This is a genomic window from Serratia sp. PL7 (assembly GCF_945957435.1).
Map to the genome: position 1 here is coordinate 1 of NZ_CAMFLB010000124.1, position 493 is coordinate 493.

Below are 493 nucleotides of genomic sequence, written 5' to 3' on the forward strand. Positions count from 1 at the left end.
AGCAGCGGGGCATAAGGTTTACCCTTGTGCAGCTCAGGGTTAACCACTTTAACAACGTGGCGACGACCCGGAGATGTAGGTTTACATTTAACAATTGCCATTGTTCTTACTCCTCCGACTTACTCTGCGCCGCCGATGAAGTCCAAGTTCTGGCCTTCCTTCAGGGTGACGTAAGCTTTTTTCCAGTCGCTACGACGACCAACACGCTGACCTTGACGCTTCACTTTCCCTTTTACTACCAGGGTGTTAACGTCTTCGACTTCGACTTCAAACAGTTTCTGCACTGCAGCTTTAATTTCTGCTTTGGTCGCGTCTTTGGCAACTTTGAGTACGATGGTGTTGCTTTTTTCCATCGCAGCGGATGCTTTTTCAGATACGTGCGGTGCACGCAGCACTTTCAGCAAACGTTCTTCACGGATCATGCCAGCATCTCCTCAACTTGCTTCACAGCATCAGCAGTCATAACCACTTTGTCGAAGGCGATCAGGCTAAC

At 49.1% G+C, this 493-nt stretch carries 1 protein-coding gene and 2 pseudogenes; all 3 read right to left on the reverse strand.

Translation table 11 applies throughout. From position 1 onward, the window contains the following. Positions 1 to 101, reverse strand: a pseudogene (locus tag N6G83_RS54550) (50S ribosomal protein L2); the annotation flags it as partial. Positions 102 to 119: 18 nt separating this feature from the next. Beyond that, positions 120 to 422 carry a 50S ribosomal protein L23 gene (gene rplW / locus N6G83_RS54555; RefSeq protein WP_021182229.1) on the reverse strand — a complete coding sequence of 101 codons (303 nt, stop codon included), beginning with the start codon at positions 420 to 422 and terminating at the stop codon, positions 120 to 122. Next, positions 419 to 493: pseudogene (locus N6G83_RS54560) on the reverse strand (50S ribosomal protein L4); the annotation flags it as partial. The pseudogene N6G83_RS54560 and the gene rplW, both read right to left, overlap by 4 nt.